The organism is Rhodococcus sp. PSBB066, from assembly GCF_017068255.1.
Lineage (GTDB): Bacteria > Actinomycetota > Actinomycetes > Mycobacteriales > Mycobacteriaceae > Rhodococcus > Rhodococcus aetherivorans.
This window is the reverse complement of the sequence record NZ_CP070859.1, coordinates 2,042,926-2,067,415: the sequence shown is the minus strand read 5'-3', so window position 1 is coordinate 2,067,415 and position 24,490 is coordinate 2,042,926. Positions and strand designations below refer to the sequence as shown.

Below are 24,490 nucleotides of genomic sequence, written 5' to 3'. Positions count from 1 at the left end.
GACCCGTCGGGCGCCGCGGTCCTCACCGCACCGGCCGCACCGGGATCGCCCGGATGCGGTCGAGCAAGGCCGCGAATTCGTCGTCGTCGGCCGGGTCCTCGGGCGGGTCGATCGACAACCCGTCGCACGTGCCGCCGTACCAGGATTCGAGGACGGCCGGCAGCTGGGCGTAGGTGCCGTGCGGGACGAGGATGCGCAGGACGTCGTCGCTCACCGTCTCCGTCATCTCGTTCCAACGCTGTTCCCGCGCCAGCCTGGTCAGCCGCTCACCGACTTCGGTGAGACCGAGCGCCGCCAGCGTTCCGCGGTAGGCGGGTGTCGAGTACAGGAACGCGAATTCGGAGCGGGCCGCCTCGCGCGCGGCCGCGACGACGCGGTCGTCGCGGCCGGTGATCGCCTTGGGAACCACCACGACGCGGGGGCCGCCGTCGCGCCGGCCACGGCGTTCGGCGCCCTCCCTCAGTGCGGGCAGGATGTGTTCGCGCAGGAACGTGGGGTGCGAGTTCGTCGGGTGCGTGACGAATCCGTCGGAGCACTCACCGGCGAGCACACACATCCGCCGGTTGACGCCACCGGTCCACAGTTGCGGCGCCGGGACATGGACGGGGCCGGGTCGGAAGTACGGCTGCAACCGGTCGAATGTGTAGTGCGTGCCGCTGTGCGACAGAGGCTCTCCGGTGGCGAACGAGCCGAAGATCGCCCGCAGGGAGTCGAGGTAGTCGCGCAGCTGGGCGGCGGGATTGCTCCACGGCATCGAGAACCGGCCGACGATGTTGCCGCGGACCTGCGTCGCGAGACCGAGCTGGAAGCGGCCCCCGGAGAAGCGGGCGAGCTCCCACGCGGAATACGCGGTCACCATCGGGCTCCGGGCGAAGGCCACGACCATGCTGGTGCGCACCGTCAGCCGCGACGTGTGTTCCAGCGCCAGCGCGCACACGGTGAACGGGTCCCGCACCGTTTCCGACACGTGCACGGTGTCGTACCCGAGCGCCTCGATCCGGCGTACCCGCTCGGCCACCCGGCCCAGTTGCGTGTCCGCCGGCAACGACGCCACCCTCTCCATGGCGAGACCTCTCGTCGCGGTCAGAAGACGACGATTCCGCGCGGGTTCCTGCCCTCGTGCCTGCCGGTGAAGCCCTGGGCGGTGGCGCCGAGCCGGTCGTACGGGGAGAACACCGAGCGTTCCTCGGGCCGCATCCACTCCTCGAGGTGGTCACGCGAGTACTGCTGCCGGCGTTCGAGCAGCGCGTGCACGTCGGAGGCGGCGACGGTGGTTGCGGTCATGACGCGGATGCTAGGAGCGCACCTGCGACGCCCTCGCCGGAGTCCCGCTCAGCGAGACTCGAACGCGCGGCCTCTCCCCCGGCTCACCCGGTCACGACGTAGCCGCCCTCCTCCCCCGATGTCGTGCCCGTCGCGCGACGGTCGCGGCGGGACCACAGCACGCCGCCGCCGGGAGTCGGGCCCTGTTGCACCAGTTCGCGTTTGAGGATCTTGTTCGTAGCGGTACCGGGCAGGTCGGCAGCGATGCGCACGTAGCGGGGCCACGCCTTCGGCGACAGGTCCGGCTGGGCGGCGAGGAACTCCTCGAACATCTCGGGGGTCAGTTCGGCGTCGTCCTGCAGAACCATCGCGGCCATCACCTGGTCGCCGACGTGATCGTCCGGCACCGCGTAGACGGCGACGCGGTTCAGGGCGGGCAGGCGCTGCAGGATCCGTTCGATGGGAGCGGTGGCGAGGTTCTCGCCGTCGACGCGCATCCAGTCCGCGGTGCGGCCCGCCAGGTAGATCCACCCGTCGGCGTCCTTGTACGCGAGGTCGCCGGACCAGAACATGCCGTGGCGGAGTCGCTCGTCGGTGGCCTCCTGGTCGTTGTAGTACCCGGAGAAGAACCCGGCGCCGTGGGTGTTGACCAGTTCGCCGATCGCCTCGTCCGCGTTGATCAGGGCACCGGCGGCGTCGAACTCCGCGGCGGGGCACTCGGTGACGGTGGCGGAGTTGTAGACGGCGACGCCGTCGAGGCCCTTGCCGATCGATCCGCGCGGCGTGCCGGGCTCGCGGGTGACGATGACGGCGTTCTCGGTGGAGCCGAAGCCGTCCCAGACCGTGCAGTCGAACCGGCGTGCGAACTCCTCGATGTCGCGATCGGTGGCCTCGTTGCCGAATGCCACGCGCAGCGGGTTGTCCCGGTCGTCGGGCCGCTCGGGGGTCGCGAGCACGTAGGCGAGGGGCTTGCCGACGTAGTTCATGTAGGTCGCGCCGCAGCGGCGGATGTCGTCGAGGAACCGGGACGCCGAGAAGGCGGCCGGGGCCATGGCGGCGCCGCTGCCGATGCCCACGCTCCAGCCGGCGAGGACGGCGTTGGAATGGAACAGCGGCATCGACAAGTAGCAGACGTCGGTGTCGGCGATACCGAACCGACCGATGAGGTTCTGACCCGCGAACAGCACCATCAGGTGGGCGACGCGGACCGGTTTGGGATCGCCGCTCGTGCCCGACGTGAAGATCATCATGAAGGTGTCCATGGCCTCGACCTCGCGGTGCGGGTGCAGGACACCGGCCCCGGCGAGCAGGTCGGCCCACTCCCGCGACGACGTGTCGAGGATCCGCACCCCCGGCAGGTCGAGCCCGGCCAGCAGGGGCCGGTGTTCCGGGTCGGTGACGACGATCTGGCAGTCGGCGCGCCGGATGTCGCGGGCCAGGCCGTCGCCGCGGCGGGTGGTGTTGATGCCGCACAGGACGTAGCCGCCGAGTCCGGCCGCCGCCATGGCCTCGAGCATGTCGGGAGTGTTGCCGAGCAGGGTGCCCACGTGCATCGGGCGGTCCGGGTCCGCCACGCCCAGCAGGGCCGCGGCCTGGGCGGATGCGCGGCCGAGGTGCTCGCGCCACGTCCATGTCCTGTCGCCGTACACGACTGCGGTGGTGTCCTGGTCGCATCGCTCACGGAGGGCTTGCTGGACGGTCTCTGCCATCGGTCTACCTCGTCGTCGTGGGGGCGGCGTCGTCGTGCCGGGGACTCCCGGCGGTGTCGTCGTGCCGGGGACTCCCGGCGGTGTCGTCGTGCCGGGGACTCCCGGCGGTGTCGTCGTGCCGGGGACTCCCGGCGGTGTCGTCGTGCCGGGGACTCCCGGCGGTGCCGTCGTGCCGGGGACTCCCGGCGGTGCCGTCGTGCCGGGGACTCCCGGCGGTGCCGTCGTGCCGGGGACTCCCGGCGGGCGGGCTCCCGGCACCGAGGTGCCGGGACAGGAACGAGATCTGATGGGCGACCGCGGCATCGAACCAGTCGCGCCCCGGCCAGACGTCGAAGTGGTCGCACGGGTAGTGGCGGACCTCGGCCCGTCCCCGGGCGGCGGCGACCGCGGCGGCGTGCGGGGGTGCACTGCGGTCGAAGTCGGCGATCTGGACGAGCAGCGGGCACCGCAGTCCGGCGGCGTCCTTGCCCGGCCGGTAGGTACCGAGTTCGAGCGCGACGCCTGCGTCGATCTCGTTGCGCCACGTCGGGCCGGCGAGTGCCGTGTAGTCCTCGAAATATCCGTCCAGGGTCAGTGCCGCGGTCTCGCCGGGGCGGCCCACGATCGGAATCGTTACGGGCGGAAGGCCTCTCAGCGCCGCGACTCGGCTGCGGGTCCCGATCGCGGTGGACCGCAGCATCGACGGCATCGAATGGTGCCGCGCCGCCAGCAGACCTGCGGCGGGGCCGTCGACCAGCGGTGTGAGGGCGACGACGGCCGCGACGTCCCGGCGGTGTGCCCCCACCGAGAGCACATGTCCACCCGCCAGCGACACACCCCACAGGATCAGGCGATTCGGGTCGGCCCCGTCGAGGCGGGCGGCGGCGCACAGGGCGGCCCGATAGTCGTCCGCCTGGCCGCGCAGGTCGACCCGTTGACGCGGCGCACCACCGGACGCGCCGAATCCCCGGTAGTCGAAGGCGAGGACGTCGAGACCTGCCGCGGCGAGCCGCTCCGCGAACGCCTGGAGGCCGGAATCCTTGGTGCCGCCGAGCCCGTGCGCCATCACGACGACCGGGCGGCCGCCGTCACCGGCGAACGCCTCGCCCTGCCCGGGGAAGTGCCAGGCGTCGCAGAGCGCGTCACCGGATCGGAAGGTCTTGTGTCGGTGTGTCATTCGGATACCTTCTCGGGGAGGTCGGTCGGGTGGACGCGACTACCGGTGCGCAAGCGCCCGTTTCCTGCCGGCGGGTAGTTCGTGTACCCGCAAGTCGTGTTCGTAGAGGAAGTAGTCGACCTGCTGGGTGTGCCGGGGCCGGTCGAGCATGTGCCCGGTGTACTTGCGCTGATCTGCTTCGATCACCCGCTCCATCTCGTCCACCGACGGCAGCCGGTACCGCCCGATCACGTGGGCCGCGACGAGCCGGGCCTGGCATTCGACGAACGGAAACAGGGTAGGCGTGGCCTGTGCGAACCCGACGAAGGCGAGGTTGTCGATGCCGGGCTTGAAGATCCGCTTGTAGAGCGGGATGTGGTTACCGGGCGCGCTGACGAAGTCCTCGTCGAAGAACGGGAAGGTGATGTTGTAGCCGGTGGCGTAGACGACGACGTCGAAGTCCGACGAGGTGCCGTCCTCGAAGTGCACGGTCGCGCCGTCGAGTAGGCGGATGTTCGGCTTGGCGACGACGTCGCCGGAACCGAGGCGCAGCGGCAGTTCCACCGATTGGGTGGGGTGGGCCTCGAAGAACTTGTGGTTGGGCGTGGGCAGGCCGTACCGCTCGGGACGCCCGGCGATGACGGGCTGCCCGAGCTGGGCGAGCTTGCGCTGCCAGGAGAGCGGAAGGTGGGGGCTGGTCCGGTAGTACTTGTCGGCCGGACGGCCCGCGATGTACTTCGGCACGATCCAGGCGCTCGAGCGGGTGGACAGGGTGACCTCGTTGCCGAGCGCCTTGGACGACAGTTCCACCGCGATGTCGGCGGCACTGTTGCCGATCCCGACGACGAGAATGCGCTTGTCCGAGAAGTCGATCGGCGTGCGCGGATCGACGTACCGGTGCGAGTGGAGGGACATGCCCGTGAACTCGCCCGGAAAGTCCGGGATCCGTGGATCCCAGTGGTGACCGTTCGCCACGACGAGGAAGTCGAAGTACCGGGTACGCCCGTCCTCGGTGTCGAGTTCCCACCGGCCGTCCGCGTTCCGGCGGGCATGCACGACACCGTTGCGGAACTCGATCCGCGACTCGAGGTCGAACGCCGCGGCGTATCCGTCGAGGTACTGCTTGATCTGGGTGTGATGTGGGAAGTCGGGGAAGGACTCCGGCATCGGGAAGTCCTTGAACGAGAGCTGATGCTTGGACGTGTCGATGTGCAGCGAGCGGTAGGCGCTGCTGTGTCCGTTGGGATTGCCGAACGCCCAGTTGCCGCCGAGCCGGTCCGACGACTCGAAGCACGTGTAGGGCACGCCGTAGTCCCCGAGCATCTTGCCCGCGGTCAGACCGCTGATTCCCGCGCCGATGACGGCGGTGGTCGGTGCCGGCATGTCGCAGCTCCTCGTGTGCAGGTTCCGGCCATCCGGTGAGCCGGTCCGATCTCCGGCGCGAGCGCGTCCGGTGACGACGACCACAATGTAGAACATGTTCACAGCGGGTGTACACACATTCCGGAAAGTGTCTACTGCGCGTAGGGTCGGCTCGCGGGCCGCGCGGTCCGCCGGCCGAGAGGAACAGCGCGTGCCCACCGAGACGAAACCCGGAAGCGTCCGCGAGCGACTGCTCGCCGCGACGGAGGACTCGCTGCGCGCCAAGGGAATCCGGGCGACCACGATGGCCGAGGTGGCCGAGGCGGCCGGCGTGTCCCGGGCCTGGCTGTACCGGCACTTCCCGGACAAGGCGAGCCTGGTCGGCAGCGTGATCGTCCGGCTCGACGCGGCGTACTGGGCCGACGCCCGAGCGGCGCTCGCCGGGTACGGCTCCTTCGACGAACAGCTCGCGGCAGGCGTCCGGATCGGCCGGGCCACCTACGACGACCCGGGCGCGCTGCCGCTCCGGCTGCGCGCCACCGAGCCGGAGGAGTTCGAGGCGTGCGCCGGCGCGGGGGTGCGCGAACTGGTTCCCGATCTCGCGGCGTTCTGGCTCGAGTTCGTCGTCGCGGCGATCGAACGCGGGGAGGTCCGTGACGACGCCGATCCCGTCGAGGCCGCCGAGTGGGTGGCGCGCTCGCTCATCAGCCTCGCCACCGTGCCGGGCAACACCCTCGACCCCGACGACGCCGCCGCCGTGCTGCGCTACGTGCGGCGGTACGTGCTCGCCGGCCTGTCGCCCGCCGCACCGCGCTGATCGGCGACCGTCAGGATCCGGCCCCGGGCGGCGGTCCGTCGAAGCCGTTCGCCCAGTACCGGCCGCGCAGGGACAGTTCCAGCAGCATTTCCGTGACGTCCTCGAGGGGAAGCACGGGCGGATCCGACTCGATCCACCAGCGCAGCACGGAAATCTGCTCGCCGACCCAGGCCCGGGCGAGAACGTCGACGTCGATGCGCGGGGTCACCCCGTGGGCGTCCGCGCGCTTGCGGAAGATCCGGGCGACGACCTCGCTGCGGTCGTCCATGAACTCCCGCAGCGCACGGCCGTCGCCCTCCCCGCGCAGGATCACCCGGTACACGTCGCGTTCCTCGGCGGCGTGGCGGAACATCTCCAGGACCGGCTTGCCGGTGAACCCGGCCGACGAGTCCGTGACGAGCGGGCGCAGGCGTTCGTTCAACTCCGCGATCAGATCCGCGACGATCCGCCCGAACAGGTCGTCCTTGTCGGTGTAGTGCCCGTAGAAGGTGGCGCGGCTGAGGTCGGCCCGTTCGGCGATGTCCTCGACGGTGACGGCGCCGTAGCCGCGCTCGAGCACGAGCGTCACGAGCGCATCGCGCAGCAGTCGCTTGGTGCGACGCACCCGGCGGTCTTCCGTTGCCATTGCCGGCTCCCTTCCCGGTACCAGGACGCCCATGCTAGCGCAAGTCTTGACACGGACACCAGTTCAATACATCGTGTCCAATAACAGTCACTCTGTCCGCGAAGGAGCGGAAATGAACCTCGGCATCTATCTGAGCCGCAGCAGTACGTACTGGCCCGACCACGAAGCCGTGGTGTGCGGCGACGAGCGCTGGACGTACCGCCGCCTGGAGGGCTCCACCAACCGGCTCGCCTCGGCACTGCTCGGGCGCGGACTCGAACCGGCGCAGGCGGTCGCCACCTTCGCCGGTAACCGCCCGCAGCTGGTGGAGACCGAGATGGCCCTGTGCAAGGCCGGACTGCTCCGCGTGCCGATCAACGCGCGACTCGGCGCCGCCGAGGTCGCCCACGTCCTACGGGACGCGGCCGTGCGCATGCTGTTCGTCGACGCCGAGCACGCCGAGGCCGCGCTGAAGATCGTCGCCGACACGGGGGCGGACTGCACGGTCGTCGACTACGACGACAGCTGCGACGGCGCGGTGCGCTACAGCGACCTGCTGGCCGAGGGCGACGATCGCCCGGTGGCGATCGAGGTCGACCCCGAGGTTCCCGCGGTCCTGAACTTCACCTCCGGCTCGACCGGAAAACTCAAGGCCGCGGTGCAGACTCACGGCAACCGCCTGGCCAACATGCGCAAGCGCCTGATGACTCCGGACAGCTCGCTCGGTGTCGGCGAGCGCTACCTCGCACCCGGCCCGATCACCCACGCCTCGGGCATGGGCCTGCTCGCCTCCCTCTCCCGCGGATCGACCGTCGTGATCCTGCCGCACTGGGACACCGGGCTGTTCCTGCGCACCCTCGAGTCCGAGCGCATCACCTCGACGTTCATGGTGCCCACCATGCTCAACCTGGTGCTCGACCACCCGGAGGCCACCACCACCGACTACTCGAGCCTCAGATGCGTGCGGATCGGTGGCGCGCCCGTCTCCCCGCAACGCCTGCGTGACGCCGTCGACCTGTTCGGACCGGTCGTTGCCCAGGGTTACGGACAGGCCGAAACCACCAGTGGGGTAACGGTTCTCACTCCGGATGACGTGGAGCGAGGAATCGACTCCGACCCCGAGCTCCTGCTGTCGTGCGGACGCGCGGTGTTCGACACCGAAGTCCGGGTGGTCGACGACGAAGGCCGGCCCGTGCCGGCAGGCGAACTCGGCGAGATCGTCGTGCGCGGGCCGGACTGCGTGCGCGAGTACTGGCACGAACCGGAGTTGTCGGCGGAGACCTTCCGCGACGGGTGGGTCCACACGGGCGACATCGGGCGCCTGCGGGAGGACGGGTATCTGTTCATCGTCGACCGCAAGAAGGACATGATCATCTCCGGCGGGTTCAACATCTACTGCAGCGAGGTCGAGGCTGCCCTGTACGAGCACCCCGACGTGTCCGAGGTCTGCGTCGTCGGCGTCCCCGACGAGCGGTGGGGCGAGGCCGTGAAGGCCGTCGTCGTGCCGCGCCCCGGCACCGGGCCGACGGAAGCCGCACTGATCGACCACTGCGCCCAGCGGCTCGCCGGGATGAAGAAGCCGCGCTCGGTGGACTTCGTCGAGTCCCTTCCGATCAACCGCAACGGCAAGGTCGACCGCCGCGCCGTGCGCGACTCCTACTGGTCCGGCGCCGAGCGCCGCGTTCACTGACAAGGACCCCCATGTCGTTCACCCTCACCCCGTCCTACGACGACCACCCGCGGCTCGCGACGCTGGTTCCGCGCCTGCGGGACTACCTCGACGGCGAACTCGCCGAGTACGAACAACGACTCGGCCTGGGACCGGAAACCCGCTATACCCGAGAGCAACTCGAACCGGTGTGGCGGCGCAGCCGTGAACTCGGGTTCTACGGAATCCATCTGCCGCCGGCCCTCGGCGGTCAGGGCCTGTCCTACACCGAACTCGCCGTCCTCAAGGAGGAGGTGGGGGCCAGCGGCCGGATCCTCGCCCACTCGGTCCTCGGTGACATGGGCGGGCCGCTCCGCGTCGGGTCGATCTTCGGCGTGGCCACGGACCACCAGCTCGAGAAGTACCTGATGCCGGTGCTGCGCGGCGAGCGGGCGTGCTGCTTCTCGCTCACCGAGGAGGACGCGGGATCCGACGTACGACGGATGCGCACCATCGCCACCCCCGACGGGGACGGCTGGCGGCTGACCGGCCGCAAGGTGTTCTCCTCGGCCGGCCCGTTCGCCGACTTCTCCGTGCTCGTCGCGCGAATGGCCCCCGCCGGTGACACCGACCCGGAGGTCTATTCGGCCTTCCTCGTCGATCTCGACTCCCCCGGCTGCACCGTCGTCGACGGTGACCTGCCGATGTCCGGCCAGCACGTGGAGAGCGACATCATCCTCGACGACTGCTACGTCGGGCCCGAGCAGCTGCTCGGCTCCGTCGGCGACGGTCTGCGAATCGGGCTGGGGCGCGTGACCGTCAACCGGTTGCTGCACTGCCCGACGGTGCTGGGCAGCGCGCGACGCGCGCTGCACCTGACCGTCGACTTCGCGAAGACGCGGCACGTGCAGGGCGCACCCCTGGCGGCGTTGCAGTCGATCCAGCACAAGATCGCCGACATGGCCACCGACTACTACGCGGCCCGGAGCATGACCTACGACGCCCTCGCCGCGCTCGACGCCGGCACACCGCCGCGCGTCGAGGCGTTCATGTGCAAGCTGTTCGTCGCCGAGCACGCCTTCCGCATCGCCGACGAGGCCGTGCAGATCCACGGCAAGGCGGGCATGGTCCGCGGCGCCGAGGTCGAATGGCTGTTCCGGCGGCTGCGCATGTTCCGCGTCCTCACCGGGTCGTCCGAGATCCAGAAGAACGGGATCGCCAAGCAGTTGCTCGCTCAGCCGGCGCGCGGAAAGGAAGCGGCATGACCAGCCCACTGTCGAGGCCGAGGGCGGCCACCCCCGCCACCGCGGCGGCCAACCGGGCCGTGCTGAGCACACTGGACTTCGCCGACCGGCGTTCCTTCGACGACGCCCGCCGCGGATTCGTCGCCACGATCGACCCGCCGGTGATCCGCGCCGAGAACGGCCGGGTGGTGTGGGATCTGACCCGGTACGACTTCCTCGGCGGCGACTGCCCCGACACCGTCAACCCCAGCCTGTGGCGGCAGGCGCAACTCACCGTGCGGCACGGCCTGTTCCGGGTCACCGATCGCATCTACCAGATCCGGGGTTTCGACATCGCGAACATGACGATCGTCGAGGGAGACACCGGATACCTGGTGATCGATCCGCTGCTCACCCCGGAGACCGCCGCCGCCGGCATGCGACTCGTACGAGAAAACCTCGGGGACAAGCCGATCCGCGCGATCGTCTACACCCACAGCCACACCGACCATTTCGGTGGGGTCAAGGGCGTCGTGTCCGGCGACGAGGTGGCGCGCGGTGCGGTGCGGATCGTCGCGCCGTCGGGCTTCATGGAACACACCGTCAGCGAGAACGTCCAGGCCGGCAACGCGATGAAGCGGCGCGCACAGTACATGTACGGCTCGCTCCTGCCGGCGGACGACCGGGGTGTCGTCTCGGTCGGGCTCGGAGCCGCACTCGCCAACGGTGCACCGACGCTGCTCGCTCCCACCGACCTGGTCGCCGAGACCGGTACCGAGATGGTGCTCGACGGGGTGCGGATCGTCTTCCAGTACACCCCGGACAGCGAGGCTCCGGCGGAGATGAACTTCTTCCTTCCGGACCTGCGGGCGTTGTGCATGGCCGAGAACGTCTCGCACAACATGCACAACCTCTACACCCTGCGCGGCGCTCAGGTGCGCGACGCCGCAGCGTGGAGCAACTACATCCGGGACGCCCTCGATCTCTTCGGCGACCGGGCCGATGTGCTGTTCATCAGCCATCACTGGCCGGTATGGGGGCGCGAGGCGATCCGCGAATTCATGGAGAAGCAGCGCGACCTGTACCGCTTCATCCACGACGAGACGCTGCGGTGGGCGGCGCGCGGGCTGAACGCGGCCGAGATCGCGGAGAGACTCGAGCTTCCGCCCGCCCTGGCGACCTACTGGTCCAACCGCGGCTACTACGGAACCCTCGAACACAACGCCAAGGCGGTCTACCAGAAGTATCTGGGCTGGTTCGACGCCAACCCGGCGAACCTGCACCCCCACCCGCCCGCCGCGGCGGCGGCGCGGTACGTCGAGTTCATGGGCGGTGCGGACGAGGTCCTCCGCAAGGCACGGGCCTCGTTCGACGCCGGCGACTACCGGTGGGTCGCCGAGGTGGTCGGCCGGGTCGTCTTCACCGACCCGGGGAACGAGGACGCGCGGGCCCTGCAGGCCGACGCCTTCGAGCAGCTCGGATATCAGGCGGAGGCTGCCTCGTGGCGGAACTTCTACCTGACGGGTGCCCAGGAACTGCGCTCGGGCGTCGCCTACGCCGGGGGCGGTGGGGCGCGGGGCGACATGCTCACGGCGATGACCACCGAGATGCTGCTCGATCACCTGGCCGTCCGGCTCGACGGAGCCGCGGCCGCCGAATGCGACGCCCACGTGGCGCTCGATGTGGACGGCGACGGGCGGATCTTCGTCCTGGTCCGCCACGGTGTGCTCGTCCACAGCCGTCGTCCGCAGCGCGGCGACGTGGATGCCACCGTCGCACTGTCGCGGCCGGTGCTGGCGCGACTGGTGCTCGGGGCACTCACCGCGGCCGACGCCGAGGCCGCCGGGCACGTCACGATCTCGGGTGACGCCGCCGCGTGGCGGGTGCCGTTCGACCTGCGCGGCGGGTTCGACCCGGCATTTCCGATCGTCACCCCGCGAGCTACACTGCAGGTGAATTATGCTGTCCTCTAACATATTTCACTGACACAGCCCTTGCGTTATGGCATCCGTCACAGTAGGCTGAGTGCAACACGGGACGGTGTACGACTTCGACTTCTCGTGACGATCGACCGGAATGCGCCGCCCTTCCGTCGGGCCACCGACGACGAACGCGGGCCCGGTGCCGATCGGATTCCCAGACGACGTGGCCACCGATCGAGGATCGGGACGAGCCGAGGAGGATGCATGGCGACAATTCGAACCCCCAGCCCGGCGACCACGGCGCCGGAGGTGAACCCACCCGGGTACAGCCGTCGACGTGCCCTCGCCGTCCTCGTGATGATCGTCTTCTTCATGATCATCAACTTCGGCGACAAGGCCGTGCTCGGTCTCGCGGCGGTACCGATCATGAACGAGTTCCGGATCGACCGCAGCATGTTCGGACTGATCGCCAGCTCGTTCTACCTGCTCTACAGCATCGCGGGCATCGTCGTCGGCTTCGTCTCCGCCCGGGTCTCCAGCCGGCTCCTGCTGTTCTCGATGGCCATGATGTGGACGGTCGCGCAGATTCCGGTGCTGCTGGTCGCCACGGTCCCGGCCCTGGTGGCGGGACGCGTGCTCCTCGGCGCCGCCGAGGGCCCGGCCACGCCGATGTCGATGCACGCCCTGTACAAGTGGTTCCCGGCGCACAAGCGCGGGTTGCCGTCGGCCCTGCAGATCAGCGGTGCCGCCCTGGGAGTCCTCATCGCCGCCCCCGTCCTGACGTGGCTCATCAGCGATCACGGATGGCGGGCCGCGTTCATCGCACTGGCCGTCGTGAGCGGGCTGTGGGGCATCGCCTGGCTCGCGATCGGCAAGGACGGACCGTTCGACCGCGACACCCGGCACGGGCACGGCGCCGCGGCCGGCCCGTCGGGCGCGGCCGGCAATCCGAAGATCTGGAAGATCCTGGTGAGCGGCACGTTCCTCGGCAGCGCAGCGAGCGCATTCGGCGGCCACTGGGCGATGGCGGTCAACTCGGCATGGCTCCCCGAATACCTGCACTCCACAATGCAATTCGGTCCTGCGGACGTCGCCGGCGTGATCAGCGCGATCTCCGGCACGAGCCTCGTCCTGCTGCTCACCATCTCCCCGCTGTCCGACCTGCTCCTGCGCAGGGGACTGTCGGTGCGCTGGGCGCACGGGGCCTTGCAGGGCGTCGCCGTGACGATCGCGGGCCTCGCGATGGTGCTCGTCCCGCTCGCGGACGCGTCCGCAATCCGCCTCGTGCTCATCGTGATCGCGTTCAGCGGCTCGGCCGTCGCGTTCCCGCTCCACTACATGACAGCGGCTGCGGTCGTGCCGCCGGCCAAGCGCGGCGCCGTCTTCGGCATCCTCGCCGCCACCGGCACCCTGCCCGGGCTCGTCGCCCCGTACCTGACCGGCCGGATCGTCGACGGCGGCGCCACGGTCGTGGCCGGATACGGCACCGCGTTCACCCTCGCCGCCGTCGTCATGATCGCGTGCGGCGTGTATGCCATCGCAGCCATCCGCCCCGCCCACGATGCGCGTCGTCTGACCCGGGTCGGGACGACCGGCACCGCGGACGACGCCACGGCCGGTGCGGTGTGACCGCGCACCGCGGAATGGAAGCGGCCCCGTCGATGCGCACCGGTCCGGATCTCACGTGGGCTCGTGGCCTGACCGATCCCGCCGACGTGCGCCGGTACCTGACGTCTCGCCGCGAGACGATGCCCACCCGGCGCGTGTGGCGCGGCCGCGGCGGCGTGTGGGAGCTGCCCGCCGCACCGACCGACCTGTCCGGGCTTCCCATCGAACGGCTCCGAGGACGGCCGGAGACCTTCAAGCGGATGCTGGAGACGTCCGACACCGACGGCATCGCGGTGGTGCATCGAGGCCACGTCGTCCACGAGTACCACCGGCCGGGCTTCGCGGCACACGATCCGCACCTGACCACCTCGATGACGAAGTCCGTCGTCGGCCTGGCAGCCGCGATTCTCGTGCACGACGGCGTCGTCGATCGGCGGCACCCGGCGTCGCGCTACGTACCCGAAGCGGCAGGCACCGCGTTCGGTGACGCACGCGTCGACGACCTGCTGCACATGAGCACCCGGGTGTCGTACAGCGGCCGGATCTACCACCGTCGCGCCGAGGCGCAGCGCCTGCTCGCCGCGGTGAGCCCGTCCGCGCGCCCCTTCGGATACACGGGGCCGGGCTCGATCCGCGAGCACCTGGCGACGGCCCGGGCGACCGGTCCGGCCGGCGCGGAATTCCGTTACGAGAACGGGAATGTCGAAATGGTCGCGGAGGTGCTCCGCCGGGCCACCGGAACCACGCTCGCCGACCTCGTCGGCGAGCTGGTGTGGTCCCGCATCGGCGCCGAGGAGGACGGCTACTTCGTCCTCGATTCCGACGGCACCGAGATGGCGAGCGGCGGGTTCTGCGCCACGTTGCGCGACGTCGCCCGGCTCGGCGAGATGCTGCGTTGCGGCGGTGCGCTGGGTGGCCGGCAGGCGCTGCCGGCCGCGGTGGTCACAGGCCTCGGGGCCCGCGTACCCACCGGTCCCGGCGCGCGTGTGCGGCCACCGAATGCGTCACCGGACTCACGGTCGACGCTGTCGTACCGCGACTACTGGTGGGTGCTCGACGACCCGTTCGGCTCCTACACGGCCACCGGAATCCACGGCCAGATGCTGTTCGTTTCACCGGGACTCGAGCTGATGGTCGCCCTCTACGGGTCGCGCGTCGAATCCCCGTCCGTTCCCGCACCCGCCTTCGTCCTGGCGTGCTATCAGATCGGAGCGCACCTCGGAGCGTTCGAACCCGTGCCCCCGCCGTGACTGTTCCCCCACGGCCCACCTCGGATCGCTTCGTGCCGTGCGTTCGCCGCGGTCCTCACAGGGGGATAGTGCGCCTCGGAGGTCGACCGTTGCGCGTCGTCTCGGGCAGCTCGTCGAGGGGGACGGAGTGCGGGGAGGTGAACGCGGCGTACTGGGCTCGTCGGCGGAGCCGAGCCGCCTCGTAGCGCTCTCGCGTGATGTCCGTATTCGGTGTAAAGGGGGGCACGGCAACGGGTTCACCGGTGTCGTCGACGGCGACCATGGTGAAGTACGAGCTGTTGGTGTGGCGACGCGTTCCGTTTCGGATGTTCTCGGTGTCGACCCGGATCCCGATTTCCATCGAGGTCCGTCCGGTGTAGTTGACCGACGCCGAGAAGGTGACCAGTTCTCCGACGTGAATTGCGTCGCGGAAGAGAACCCGGTCGACGGAGAGGGTGACGACGTAGGTACCGGCGTAGCGGCTGGCACAGGCGTAGGCGACCTGGTCGAGTAGTTCGAGGAGGCTGCCGCCGTGGACGTTGCCGGAGAAGTTGGCCATGTCGGGCGTCATGAGCACCGTCATGCGCAGTGATGCGTTGCCGGAAGTCACAGCGATCCTCCAGGGTGGCCGGGCGAGCCGGAGGCCGAGGGCCGTTGCGCCCATCGCGGGGGACGGCCGACGGTACTCGGGTCGACATGCCAGCCGGCCGGGATGCGGCACCAGACGAAAGCCCGGCACTGCAGGACCGGATGCAGAATCCAACGCCGATGCATGCTCACCCCCCACCCGAGGATGTCCTCGGATGGGGGCGAGGCGGCTCCGGATGGGGGCGGGGTCGACGCGAGCAGGGCGCGCGGGTGGAGGGGGAGCGGCACGGATCTGTCGGTGATGACGGCGGCTGCGCCCACTGCGACTGCGAGGTCTCCGATGCCGGGCCGGTCGGGTGCGACGAGCGGGACGAGGACTGCGTGCCCGGCCGAGTTGGCGTTGTCGATGACCGCCTCGCGGGTCCGGCGGTCCCCGATACAGACGAGAACGGCATCTCCGCAACCGACACCGGCCGCGGCGAGATGGTCGACGATGTGGTGCGGCGCGATGCCGTGCCGGGTGGATTCGGTCATGACCAGCTCCTGATCGGGCGTCGAGTGGGGGATGCGACGAGACACCGAGCGGCGTAGGAGGAGGGTCCACTACGCCGCTCGGCGGGTCCGGTCCCGTGGCCGGCGCGCGGTCTATGCGGTGGTGGCAGCGACCGGCGCAGGTGTGGCCGGGTGGGTGTGCAGGTAGTCGAACAGCTGGCGCAGCCCGAAGGACCATGCGGGCAGGGATTCTGTGGCCCCCACCTCGTTGATCAGCGCACCGAGATGTGCGCTACGGATGGTGACGACATCGCCGATCTTGTGGGTGAAGCCCTGCCCGGGCTCCTCGCGATCGGCGACAGGGGCGAAGAGCGTTCCGGTGAAGAGGGCAAAGCCGTCGGGGTACTGGTGGTGATCGCCCATTGTTGCGGCGACCAGTTCCTCGAACGGCCGGCTGATGCGGGCGAGGTTGTTGACGCCCTCCATCCTGAATCCGTCGGGACCGTCCACGCGAAGCCGGATCTCCTCGTTGCGGACCGTCTCGAGACCGAAGTCCCCGTCGAACAACCGGATGAAGGGACCGAGCGCACTCGAGGCGTTGTTGTCCTTCGCCTTTCCGAGCAGCAGGGCGCTGCGGCCCTCGACGTCGCGCAGGTTCACATCGTTGCCGAGCGTGGCGCCGGCCACGGTGCCGACCGAGTTCACGATCAGCACCAGTTCGGGCTCGGGATTGTTCCACGACGAGAACGACGGGATGCCGATCTTCGCTCCGACCCCGACCGAGGACAGCACCGGAGCCTTCGTGAAGACCTCGGGATCGGGACCGATCCCCACCTCCAGATACTGGGACCACAAACCCTCGTCGAGCAGGATCCGCTTGGTCGCGGCGGCCTCGGGTGAGCCCGGCCGCAAGGCGGCGATGCCGCCGCCGAGGGTTCGTCCGATCGAGGCCCGCACCTCGGCGGCGCGATCCGGGTTCCCGGCCGTGCGTTCTTCGATGATGCGCTCGATCATGCTCTCGACGAAGGTCACCCCACAGGCCTTCACGACCTGCAGGTCGATCGGGGCCAGGAGGTGCGGACGGGCCGGATCCTGCACGAGGGAGGCATCAACGAGATCGGAGACCTGCCAGCGGGATGGCGACTGCGCCGTCACGCTGTCGACGTCGGCGAGGACGGTGGACGACTCGAGCAGTTCGGACACGGTTCCGGCGACTGCATGGAGATCGAAGACACCCCCGTCCCGCACGGCGACGACGCGAGGGCCGCCCGTCTCGACGTCCCACACGCGCCCGATCAATCGCGCCCGGTCGGCGTCCTCGGGCAGGACGTGAGCGTGTGTCATCGCTGCGCTCCCGGCCTTGCAGGACGGTGCCACTCGCCGTCGATCCGCTGTGCGATCCCCCACGGGTTCTCGTCCTGCAACGCCTCGGGCAGACGCGATGTGGGAAAGGACTGGTACGCGACCGGTCGGAGGAACCGGGAGATGGCGGCGGTGCCCACGGAGGTGGTCGTCGATGTCGTCGCGGGGTACGGTCCGCCGTGGTGCTGGGCGTAGCTGACGGTCACGCCTGTGGGCCAGCCGTTCCAGAGTACCCGACCGCTGATGTCGACGAGCACGGCGGCCAGTTCGGTGACGTCGTCGGCGGCTTCGGCCTGCACAGTCGTCGTGAGCTGGCCTTCCAGGAGCCGTGCCAGACCGACCAGTTCCGATTCACCGGCGTACTCGACGATCAGGCTCGCCGGCCCGAACATCTCCTGTCGCAGGAGTTCCGGATGTGCGCGTACGTTCGCGGCCGTGGTGCGCAGCACCATCGGCGACGGCATCGCCGCGAAGTCGCCTTCGACGAGTACCTCGACGCCGGCGGCGGCCCGGACCCGCGTCACCGCCTCGCGGTATCCGTCGTGGAGGCGATCGTTGAGGAGCACGGTCGGCTCGAAGCGGTCGAGGGCGTGCGCCAGCACAGCCGCAACGGATCCGGTGTCACCCGCCGGCACGAACAGCAGTCCCGGCTTGGTGCAGAACTGCCCCATGCCGAGAGTGAAGGACTGCGCGTAGCCGGTGAGAATGTCTTCGCGGCGGCTGTTCCACGCGTTCTCGGTGACGAACACCGCGTTGATTCCACCGAGTTCGCCGTAGAAGGGAATGGGCTCGGGGCGTGCCGCCGCGCGGTCGAACAGGGCGCGGCCGCCACCGGTCGAACCCGTGAAGCCGACAGCCTTGACCAGCGGGTGATCCACCAGCGCCTCTGCTGCGGGTCTGCCGGTCACGAGCCCGAAGAGACCGGCAGGGGCTCCGGCGGCTTCGAGTGCGGCGACCACGACGTCCGCGGTGTGTGCGGCGAGCTCGAGGTGCCCGTCGTGGGCCTTGTGGACGACAGCGCATCCGGCGGCCAGCGCCGAGGCGCTGTCGCCGCCCATCACGCTGAACGCGAAGGGGAAGTTCGACGCACCGAAGACACCGACGACGCCCAGCGGCACGTTGACACGGCGGATGTCCGGCCGCGGCCCCATCCCCCACGAGTCGTCGGCATAGTCGATGACGGCGTCGAGATGCTCGCCGCGGCGGACCTCGTCGGCGAACAACCGGAGCTGGAAAGTACTGCGCCGTAGTTCGCCCTGAAGCCGGTCGAGCCCCAGACCGGTTTCCCGCGCAGCGATGTCGACCAGGGCCGGAGCGTCGCCCTCCAGCCCCTCGGCGACGGCCTCGAGCCAGCCGGCGCGGGTGTCCGGGGGGACCGTCCGGGCCTTCTGAAATGCCGCGTGGGCCGCTTCGACCTTCCGGTTCAGTTCCTCGACGGTCGTGTTCACGGCGCCACCTCCACTCCGGTCTTCGTGGTCGCCGCGCGTCCGTTCACCTCTCGCCAGCCGGGGCCGGTGGGAAAGACCCAGCGTTCGCGCGACGCGGCCAGCATCTCCGCGCCGATACCCGGCAGGGCCGGCGCGGCGTAACGTCCTCCGACAATCCGGACGGGTTCCGCGAAGTGCTCGTGCAGGTGGTCGACGTACTCGATCATGCGTCCCTCCTGGGAGCCACTGAGGGCTGCGTAGTCGAAGAACGAGAAGTGCTGAACGAGTTCGCAGAGCCCGACTCCGCCGGCGTGCGGGCACACCGGCACCCCGAAGCGGGCGGCCAGCAACATGACGGCGATGTTCTCGTTCACTCCGGCAACGCGGGTGGAGTCCAGTTGGAGCACGTCGATGGCCTGGGCCTGCAGCAGCTGCTTGAAGACGATACGGTTCGCGACAGCCTCGCCGGTCGCGACCCGCGTCGGGGCGACACCCTTACGGATGTCGGCGTGGCCGAGGATATCGTCGGTGCTGGTCGGCTCCTCGATCCAGTACGGGTCGAACTGCGCGAGCTCGTTCACCCGATCGATGGCCTCGGAGACCTCCCACCGTTGGTTGGCGTCGATCGCGATCGGCAGGTCACCGACGGCCTTGCGGGCGAGGGCCAGGCGACGAAGGTCGTCCTCGACGCTCCCGCCGACCTTGAGCTTGATCATGGAGAAGCCGTCGGCGGCTGCCTCCTTGCTGAGACGCACGAGCTTCTCGTCGCTGTATCCCAGCCACCCCGGTGACGTCGTGTAAGCGGGGTAGCCGCCGGCCTGGAGTGCGGCGATGCGGTCCGCCTTGCCGATGCTGCCGCGCTGGAGGAGGTCGAGGGCCCGAGCCGGATCGAGGGAGTCGCGGATGTGCGTGAAGTCGACGACGTCGACGATCTCCTCCGGGGACATGGTGCTCAGCAGCAACCAGAGCGGCTTGCCTTCGCGACGGGCCCGAATATCCCACAGCGCGTTGATCAGAGCGCCGCAGGCCATCTGGCTGACGCCCTTCTCCGGGCCCAGCCACCGCAGTTGCGAGTCGTGGACGAGACGTTTGGATGCGGCGCCGAGATCGAAGATCAGTTCCTCGGTGTTCCGGCCGATCAGCAGCTGGGCGTAGGTGTCGATGGCATGGGTGACGACATCGTTGCCCCGACCACAGGTGAAGACGAAGCCGTGCCCTTCGTCGCCGGCATCCGTGCGGATCGTGACATAGGCGGCCGAATAGTCCGGGTCGACGTTGACCGCATCCGAACCGTCCAGTTCCAGCGACGTCGGGAACCGGACATCGTCGGTCGTGATGGAGACGAGGTGAGACATGGCACTCACTTCCGTGAATCGTATAGGAATAGCCGTAATCATATAGGCAGTGTGGCCCGCGTCAAGCCGCCGGAGATGGATCGGTCACCCCGCCGGGGCCCGAGAGGGGCCCCGAGGCTGGTCGACGGCGAAGAGGACCGGGGCGTATACAGTCGGCATGTCCGAGCGCCCGCCACCTGCCGCACCGCCACAGCGGGCCGAGAAGTGGAGAGAGATGGTCATGGCCCGGCGCGATACGTCCGACGCCCCGAGAGTTCAGCCGAAAGTAGCTGCCGGCGAGGTCTATTCGAAGCTGCGGGACTCCATCGTGGCCAGCGAGATTCCGCCGGGCACCCGAATGAACATCGATGCCATCGCGCGCGACCTGGGCGTCTCACAGACGCCGGTCCGAGAAGCGTTGCAGCGGCTCGAGGGGGACAACCTGGTCGTTTACAGCCCCGGCCGCGGGTACAGCACCACCCCCCTGCTCGACCTTCCCGAACTCCGATCCCTCTTCGAGTTCCGACTGCTCGTCGAGCCCTGGGCAGCACGATCCGCGGCGGTGGATCGGCTCACGAACCCGAGCAGGGCCCTGGACCGGGAGCTCGAATCCTTCGAGCGCCGCGTCGAAGAGGGCGGCGACCTGCGTCAGGACCTCGTCGCCCACGACACCCGCTTCCACGACACCATCCTCGGTGCGGCCGGCAACCCAGTGGTCCAGCACGCATTCGTCCAGACCCACTGCCACCTGCACATCTTCCGGCTCTATCCCGCGGACGTCGACGGGTCGGTCACCGTCGCCGAACACCGGCAGATCTGGGATGCCATCCGTGCCTGCGAGCCGCAGACCGCCGAGCAGGCCATGGCCGACCACATTCGCAACTCCTTCACGCGATTCGCGCAGGCCTTCGACGGCAACATGCCACCCCTGGATGCCTCCGAGACCGCACGGACGCAGAAGGCGCACATCGTCGGTTAGCGCGACGTCCCAGGGGAGACGAGGTCGGACGCCGACGATCGAGGCGTTTCCTCGACGCGTCGATTCCGCCGGCGCCCTTTCGCGACCGGAACGGGAAGCTCCGAGGTGCCGGGTTGCCCCTCCCTGGCCCGCTTGACAGTGACGGCAGTCACCTGATTCCATGTGGCCTATACGATCGCCGGTGTTCCTATACGATCCCGTGCCGCGATCGACCTCACCCCACCTGCCTCATGTTCGAGGATTCGAGGAAACAATGGTCATGTCAGGGAGAACCCCCATGAGTACTGCAGTAGGAAGTGACTCCGAAGTGAAAGCACCTCGGACCATGACTCGAATGCGATGGGCCATCATCTGGCTCGCATTCGTCGGCCTCAGTATCAACTACCTCGACCGGTCGAGCCTGAGCGTCGCGCTGCCGTTCATGGGCGAGGATTTCCATCTCACCGCCACCCAGCAGGGCATGATCTTCGCGGCTTTCTTCTGGGCCTACGATGTGTGCCAGCTCGCCGCCGGCTGGTATGTCGACAAGGTCGGCCCCCGGCGATCGTTCACCATCGCCGCCCTCTGGTGGTCGGTCTGCACCATGGCCACATCCTTCGCGCGGGGATTCGGTTCGCTCTTCGCGGTCCGTTTCCTGCTCGGAGTGGGTGAGAGCCCGGCACCGAGTACGTCCGCCAAGGTGGTCGCCACCTGGTTCCCGAAGAGCGAGCGTGCCTTCGCTACGAGCATCTGGGACTCCGGCTCGCGCGTCGGCGCGGTGATCGCCCTTCCGATCGTCACGCTCATCATCTCCTTCACCACCTGGCACGGCGTCTTCATCATCATCGGCGCTCTGGGTGTCGTATGGGCCTTCGCCTGGTGGAAGATCTATCGGGCCCCTCAGGATCACCCGCGGGTCGGTACCGCCGAACTCGCGCATATCGAGAGCGGCGGCGCACGCGGTGCCGGCAGTGACGACGCGGACGCCGCGAAGCTACCCTGGCGGTCGCTGTTCCGGTACCGCACCATCCTGAGCATGATGTTCGGCTTCTTCTGCCTGAACAGCGCGATCTACTTCTTCATCACCTTCTTCCCCAGCTACCTCGTCAGCGAGAGGGGATTCGATCTCCTGAAGCTCGGAATGTTCGGCGCGCTGCCGGGTGTGTGCGCGGTGGCGTGCGGATGGCTCGGTGGATTCGCCGCCGACCGCGCGGTACGTCGGGGACACTCGGTCACCCGGGTTCGCAAGACCCAGATCGCCGGAGGCCTGGTCGGCGGATCGGTCATCATGTTCGCCGCAGTCGTCCCCGAGGCGTGGATGGCGTTGGCGCTCTTGTCTCTTGCGTACTCCAGCCTGACCGTCGCCGCTACCGGAATCTGGTCGCTTCCGGCGGACGTCGCACCCAGTTCGAAGCATGTCGGGTCGATCGGCGGAATCCAGAACTTCGCGTCGAATCTCGCGGGTATCTTCACGCCGCTCGTCATCGGCGTCCTCGTCGACAGCACCGGATCCTACGTCGCCCCGCTCGCGGTGATCGGCGCAGTGGCACTGCTGGGGGCAGCAAACTACTTGTTCGTCATGGGGAGGGTGGAACCACTGAAGGTCAAGGAGCCCCTGGCGCTTCAGCACTGATCGGAGATCTGCACCGGGCAGCTCTCACACGTCGGCTCCGATGAAAGCGAGATCCCACGACCGTCGGTCGTGGGGTCTCGCTTTCGCGTGGCGAAACCTGCAAGAAGCCGAGAGCCGGGACGTCGTCGGCACAGGGGACGCGGGGAGGCGCGGCCACGACAGTGTCCCCGATGCCGCGTTGTTCGAGTCGCGGCGACGGACGAGTCGGGCCGACCGCGCCCGTCAGCCCTCGCGTTCGAAGGTGACGAGCAGCCCCTCGACCCCGCCCGGGCCGACGCGGCCCTTGATCTCGGCGGAGGTGATGGCCTTCAGGCGCCACCCCTGCCGGGCGTGCTCGTTGAGCAGATCCTCGAGCTTGTCACCGGACATCTTCCCGCCGAGCATCTTCTCGCGGACCTCGACAACCTTGTACGAGTACATCGCATTCCTCATGTCGTGGCGATCGGGAATCAGCGGGAGCGCCGACCTTTCGTATCCTACCCGCGCCCGCGCGGCGCGAGCCGGGCTCGACGACCGAAGGACGGATCCACCCGAGCCCGGCTGCCAGCAAGTTCCCAGCATCCGTCCGGTGTTTCCCGAGCTTCCCTTCGTAGCGTGAACCCCACCGAACCGAGCCGAGAGGACACCGCAATGAGTTCACGCCGGGCGCGTCGCGTTCCGACCGACCCCGAACTCCACGAGCACGACCTGGGCCTGGCCCACGACATCAGGACGATGCTGTCGCGCCGGCGGATGCTGGCCGTCTTCGGCGCGGCCGGCACCGCGGCCCTCGCTGCGTGCTCGACGGGCGGGTCGACGTCCACCTCGGCATCCGCGTCGGCCACCACCACCGCCGCTTCGACGACCTCCGCGACCGCCGCGGGCGAGTGCGTCGCCGCCGCACCACAGGAGACGGCCGGCCCGTACCCCGGCGACGGATCGAACGGGCCCAACGTCCTGATCGAGTCGGGAATCGTCCGCAAGGACATCACCACCAGCTTCGGTGACTACACCGGTACCGCCGAGGGCGTGCCGACCACCATCACCCTGCACCTGCAGGATCTCGCCGCCGGCTGCAGCCCCGGCCAGGGCATGGCCGTCTACCTGTGGCACTGCGACCGCGACGGGCAGTACTCCCTCTACAGCGACGGACTGACGGACCAGAACTACCTGCGCGGCGTGCAGGTCGCCGACGCCGACGGCACCGTCTCGTTCACCTCGATCTTCCCGGCCTGCTACTCGGGGCGCTGGCCGCACATCCACTTCGAGGTGCACGACTCCCTCGAGGTCGCCGTCGCCGGCGACAACGCGCGGCTGACCTCGCAGATCGCCCTCCCCCAGGACATGTGCGAGACGGTGTACGCCGGCGCCGACGGATACGCGCAGAGCACCCGCAACCTGGCGCAGATCAGCCTCGACTCCGACAACGTCTTCGGCGACGGCTGGGACGCCGAACTCGCGACCGTCACCGGCAGCATCGACACCGGCTACGCCGTCGATATCACGGTCGGTGTCGCCGAGAAGTCGGCGAACGTCCAGTCCGATGCGCCGCCGCAGGGCGGGATGGGAGGCGGCCCCGCCGGCCGCCCGGCAGGTCCGCCGCCCGGGCAGTGACGGTCGCTTACTCCACCTTCGTCAGCGACCGCACTGCACCCTCGGACGCACGGCAGTCTTGCCGTCGACGCGCCCGGTTACTTCTTTCCCCCGGGGTTTCTCACGAGCTTCTTGTTGGCAAACTCGTTGAAGCCGAACCGGGCCAGCGATGCCGGACTCCCTCGTCGTCGCGCTGCCCGACACCCACCCGCTGGCCGGCGCGCGCCGGTTGTCGATTGCCCAGCTTGCCGCGGAAAGCTTCGTCTCCCTCCCGCCGCACGAGGGTGCGGTGCTTCCCGACCGGTTGCGGCGGCTCGCGCACGCGGGCGGGTTCGTCGCCGACGTCGTCCAGGTCGCCCCCGATACGCAGACCGCCCTGGCGCTGGTCAGCGCCGAGGTCGGGTGCCACCTGACGTTGGCGTCCGTGGCGAGCAACGTCACCGATCCCCATGTCGTCTTCGTTCCGCTCGACGAGTCGACCCCCGACGTCGACCTACGCGTGGCGTGGCGGCGTGACGACACCAATCCCGCGCTGCACGTGGTGCTGAAGGTGGTGCTCGGGTTCGCCGATGCGGCGAACGGCTGAGGACCGGAAGACCCCGAG

21 protein-coding genes and 1 pseudogene are annotated in these 24,490 nt (G+C 69.3%); 10 read left to right on the top strand and 12 right to left on the bottom strand.

The window, feature by feature from the left end:
- Positions 1-22 precede the first annotated feature (22 nt).
- The 5 genes and pseudogenes from JYA75_RS09655 to JYA75_RS09635 all read right to left on the bottom strand — a co-directional run bounded on the left by JYA75_RS09655 (position 23) and on the right by JYA75_RS09635 (position 5,490).
- Positions 23-1,063, bottom strand: coding sequence for a TIGR03617 family F420-dependent LLM class oxidoreductase (locus JYA75_RS09655; protein WP_203329927.1), 1,041 nt, complete (start codon positions 1,061-1,063; stop codon positions 23-25).
- A 20-nt stretch (positions 1,064-1,083) separates the two neighbouring features.
- Positions 1,084-1,284, bottom strand: coding sequence for a hypothetical protein (locus tag JYA75_RS09650; RefSeq protein WP_006939743.1), 201 nt, complete (start codon positions 1,282-1,284; stop codon positions 1,084-1,086).
- An 83-nt stretch (positions 1,285-1,367) separates the two neighbouring features.
- Positions 1,368-2,972: a fatty-acid--CoA ligase FadD1 gene (fadD1, locus tag JYA75_RS09645; RefSeq protein WP_203329926.1), complete on the bottom strand. Its 1,605-nt coding sequence runs from the start codon at positions 2,970-2,972 to the stop codon at positions 1,368-1,370.
- A 256-nt stretch (positions 2,973-3,228) separates the two neighbouring features.
- Positions 3,229-4,128, bottom strand: a pseudogene (locus JYA75_RS09640) (alpha/beta hydrolase); the annotation flags it as partial.
- Between the two features lie 39 nt (positions 4,129-4,167).
- Complete coding sequence (locus JYA75_RS09635; protein WP_050035842.1) at positions 4,168-5,490, bottom strand: NAD(P)-binding domain-containing protein; 1,323 nt, start codon at positions 5,488-5,490, stop codon at positions 4,168-4,170.
- A 190-nt stretch (positions 5,491-5,680) separates the two neighbouring features.
- On the opposite strand from JYA75_RS09635, the gene JYA75_RS09630 reads away from it, so the two are divergent.
- Positions 5,681-6,286, top strand: coding sequence for a TetR/AcrR family transcriptional regulator (locus JYA75_RS09630; RefSeq protein WP_050035843.1), 606 nt, complete (start codon positions 5,681-5,683; stop codon positions 6,284-6,286).
- A 10-nt stretch (positions 6,287-6,296) separates the two neighbouring features.
- Here the strand turns inward: JYA75_RS09630 and JYA75_RS09625 are convergent, their stop codons facing one another.
- Positions 6,297-6,911: a TetR/AcrR family transcriptional regulator gene (locus tag JYA75_RS09625; protein ID WP_029545845.1), complete on the bottom strand. Its 615-nt coding sequence runs from the start codon at positions 6,909-6,911 to the stop codon at positions 6,297-6,299.
- A 112-nt stretch (positions 6,912-7,023) separates the two neighbouring features.
- Between JYA75_RS09625 and JYA75_RS09620 the strand changes: the two genes are divergently transcribed.
- The 5 genes from JYA75_RS09620 (at position 7,024) to JYA75_RS09600 (ending at position 14,541) form a co-directional block, all read left to right on the top strand.
- Positions 7,024-8,580, top strand: coding sequence for a long-chain fatty acid--CoA ligase (locus JYA75_RS09620; RefSeq protein WP_203329925.1), 1,557 nt, complete (start codon positions 7,024-7,026; stop codon positions 8,578-8,580).
- 11 nt (positions 8,581-8,591) lie between these two features.
- Positions 8,592-9,803: an acyl-CoA dehydrogenase family protein gene (locus JYA75_RS09615; RefSeq protein ID WP_006935246.1), complete on the top strand. Its 1,212-nt coding sequence runs from the start codon at positions 8,592-8,594 to the stop codon at positions 9,801-9,803.
- The gene (locus JYA75_RS09610; RefSeq protein ID WP_203329924.1) at positions 9,800-11,734 is read left to right on the top strand and encodes an alkyl sulfatase dimerization domain-containing protein; all 1,935 of its coding nucleotides are present in this window, start codon (positions 9,800-9,802) and stop codon (positions 11,732-11,734) included. Before JYA75_RS09615 ends, JYA75_RS09610 begins: the two co-directional genes overlap by 4 nt.
- Before the next feature lie 213 nt (positions 11,735-11,947).
- Complete coding sequence (locus JYA75_RS09605; RefSeq protein WP_043798483.1) at positions 11,948-13,312, top strand: MFS transporter; 1,365 nt, start codon at positions 11,948-11,950, stop codon at positions 13,310-13,312.
- 32 nt (positions 13,313-13,344) lie between these two features.
- Complete coding sequence (locus JYA75_RS09600; protein ID WP_050036428.1) at positions 13,345-14,541, top strand: serine hydrolase; 1,197 nt, start codon at positions 13,345-13,347, stop codon at positions 14,539-14,541.
- Between the two features lie 55 nt (positions 14,542-14,596).
- On the opposite strand, the gene JYA75_RS09595 is transcribed toward JYA75_RS09600, so the two are convergent.
- The 5 genes from JYA75_RS09595 to JYA75_RS09575 form a co-directional block, all read right to left on the bottom strand.
- Entirely contained in the window at positions 14,597-15,130 is a 534-nt protein-coding gene (locus tag JYA75_RS09595; protein ID WP_203329923.1) for an acyl-CoA thioesterase, read from the bottom strand.
- Positions 15,127-15,642 carry a hypothetical protein gene (locus JYA75_RS09590; protein ID WP_050035848.1) on the bottom strand — a complete coding sequence of 172 codons (516 nt, stop codon included), beginning with the start codon at positions 15,640-15,642 and terminating at the stop codon, positions 15,127-15,129. The genes JYA75_RS09595 and JYA75_RS09590 overlap by 4 nt, the downstream gene beginning before the upstream one ends.
- Before the next feature lie 111 nt (positions 15,643-15,753).
- Entirely contained in the window at positions 15,754-16,944 is a 1,191-nt protein-coding gene (locus JYA75_RS09585) for a fumarylacetoacetate hydrolase family protein (protein WP_203329922.1), read from the bottom strand.
- Complete coding sequence (locus tag JYA75_RS09580; protein ID WP_203329921.1) at positions 16,941-18,410, bottom strand: aldehyde dehydrogenase (NADP(+)); 1,470 nt, start codon at positions 18,408-18,410, stop codon at positions 16,941-16,943. Before JYA75_RS09580 ends, JYA75_RS09585 begins: the two co-directional genes overlap by 4 nt.
- A complete protein-coding gene (locus JYA75_RS09575) occupies positions 18,407-19,744 on the bottom strand; it encodes an enolase C-terminal domain-like protein (protein WP_065922115.1) in 1,338 nt (445 codons plus the stop codon). Before JYA75_RS09575 ends, JYA75_RS09580 begins: the two co-directional genes overlap by 4 nt.
- A gap of 157 nt (positions 19,745-19,901) precedes the next feature.
- Here JYA75_RS09575 and JYA75_RS09570 point away from each other — a divergent pair, with 157 nt between their 5' ends.
- The gene (locus tag JYA75_RS09570) at positions 19,902-20,702 is read left to right on the top strand and encodes a GntR family transcriptional regulator (protein ID WP_231385949.1); all 801 of its coding nucleotides are present in this window, start codon (positions 19,902-19,904) and stop codon (positions 20,700-20,702) included.
- A 334-nt stretch (positions 20,703-21,036) separates the two neighbouring features.
- Positions 21,037-22,314 carry an MFS transporter gene (locus tag JYA75_RS09565; RefSeq protein ID WP_238406164.1) on the top strand — a complete coding sequence of 426 codons (1,278 nt, stop codon included), beginning with the start codon at positions 21,037-21,039 and terminating at the stop codon, positions 22,312-22,314.
- A gap of 222 nt (positions 22,315-22,536) precedes the next feature.
- On the opposite strand, the gene JYA75_RS09560 is transcribed toward JYA75_RS09565, so the two are convergent.
- Complete coding sequence (locus JYA75_RS09560) at positions 22,537-22,734, bottom strand: DUF4177 domain-containing protein (protein WP_006935226.1); 198 nt, start codon at positions 22,732-22,734, stop codon at positions 22,537-22,539.
- 210 nt (positions 22,735-22,944) lie between these two features.
- On the opposite strand from JYA75_RS09560, the gene JYA75_RS09555 reads away from it, so the two are divergent.
- Both JYA75_RS09555 and JYA75_RS09550 read left to right on the top strand, forming a co-directional pair.
- Positions 22,945-23,907: an intradiol ring-cleavage dioxygenase gene (locus JYA75_RS09555; protein WP_043798503.1), complete on the top strand. Its 963-nt coding sequence runs from the start codon at positions 22,945-22,947 to the stop codon at positions 23,905-23,907.
- Between the two features lie 148 nt (positions 23,908-24,055).
- Complete coding sequence (locus tag JYA75_RS09550) at positions 24,056-24,472, top strand: LysR family substrate-binding domain-containing protein (protein ID WP_006935224.1); 417 nt, start codon at positions 24,056-24,058, stop codon at positions 24,470-24,472.
- The last annotated feature ends 18 nt before the right edge of the window (positions 24,473-24,490 follow it).

Coding starts and splice junctions, on each gene's coding strand:
- JYA75_RS09655 (WP_203329927.1), bottom strand. CDS start 1,063: ATGGAGAGGGTGGCGTCGTTGCCGGCGGACACGCAACTGGGCCGGGTG.
- JYA75_RS09650 (WP_006939743.1), bottom strand. CDS start 1,284: ATGACCGCAACCACCGTCGCCGCCTCCGACGTGCACGCGCTGCTCGAA.
- fadD1 (WP_203329926.1), bottom strand. CDS start 2,972: ATGGCAGAGACCGTCCAGCAAGCCCTCCGTGAGCGATGCGACCAGGAC.
- JYA75_RS09635 (WP_050035842.1), bottom strand. CDS start 5,490: ATGCCGGCACCGACCACCGCCGTCATCGGCGCGGGAATCAGCGGTCTG.
- JYA75_RS09625 (WP_029545845.1), bottom strand. CDS start 6,911: ATGGCAACGGAAGACCGCCGGGTGCGTCGCACCAAGCGACTGCTGCGC.
- JYA75_RS09620 (WP_203329925.1), top strand. CDS start 7,024: ATGAACCTCGGCATCTATCTGAGCCGCAGCAGTACGTACTGGCCCGAC.
- JYA75_RS09615 (WP_006935246.1), top strand. CDS start 8,592: ATGTCGTTCACCCTCACCCCGTCCTACGACGACCACCCGCGGCTCGCG.
- JYA75_RS09610 (WP_203329924.1), top strand. CDS start 9,800: ATGACCAGCCCACTGTCGAGGCCGAGGGCGGCCACCCCCGCCACCGCG.
- JYA75_RS09605 (WP_043798483.1), top strand. CDS start 11,948: ATGGCGACAATTCGAACCCCCAGCCCGGCGACCACGGCGCCGGAGGTG.
- JYA75_RS09600 (WP_050036428.1), top strand. CDS start 13,345: ATGCGCACCGGTCCGGATCTCACGTGGGCTCGTGGCCTGACCGATCCC.
- JYA75_RS09590 (WP_050035848.1), bottom strand. CDS start 15,642: ATGACCGAATCCACCCGGCACGGCATCGCGCCGCACCACATCGTCGAC.
- JYA75_RS09585 (WP_203329922.1), bottom strand. CDS start 16,944: ATGACACACGCTCACGTCCTGCCCGAGGACGCCGACCGGGCGCGATTG.
- JYA75_RS09575 (WP_065922115.1), bottom strand. CDS start 19,744: ATGTCTCACCTCGTCTCCATCACGACCGACGATGTCCGGTTCCCGACG.
- JYA75_RS09570 (WP_231385949.1), top strand. CDS start 19,902: ATGTCCGAGCGCCCGCCACCTGCCGCACCGCCACAGCGGGCCGAGAAG.
- JYA75_RS09565 (WP_238406164.1), top strand. CDS start 21,037: ATGCGATGGGCCATCATCTGGCTCGCATTCGTCGGCCTCAGTATCAAC.
- JYA75_RS09560 (WP_006935226.1), bottom strand. CDS start 22,734: ATGTACTCGTACAAGGTTGTCGAGGTCCGCGAGAAGATGCTCGGCGGG.
- JYA75_RS09555 (WP_043798503.1), top strand. CDS start 22,945: ATGAGTTCACGCCGGGCGCGTCGCGTTCCGACCGACCCCGAACTCCAC.
- JYA75_RS09550 (WP_006935224.1), top strand. CDS start 24,056: ATGCCGGACTCCCTCGTCGTCGCGCTGCCCGACACCCACCCGCTGGCC.